Annotated in this window: 1 pseudogene; it reads left to right on the forward strand. The window is 53.1% G+C overall.

The features are described 5' to 3' along the window. Positions 1-271: pseudogene (locus RG959_RS24165) on the forward strand (IS5-like element ISAs34 family transposase); the annotation flags it as partial.

The raw sequence follows: 271 nt of genomic DNA on the forward strand, positions 1-271 counted from the left end.
GCTCCAATGTCAGGGTATCCAAAGATGCTGCCGGAGCGCGTAAAAAAACACTCCGGTGAATCAAGCACTTGGTCGCTCTCGTGGTGGTTTTGGCAGCAAAATTCACTTGGTCACTGATGGTAATGGTTTACCGCTGGGGTTCTGCCTTTCGCCGGAGCAATCAGCGGAAATCAGATATGCGACAAGTGCGTTGGCCATGGCAAGGATCCCGACTTCATCAGGCCGTTATCGCACGCGACCAACGCATCTTGCCGCAGATAAGGCCTATAGC

It is taken from the genome of Domibacillus sp. 8LH, from assembly GCF_038806185.1.
Lineage (GTDB): Bacteria > Bacillota > Bacilli > Bacillales > Domibacillaceae > Domibacillus > Domibacillus indicus_A.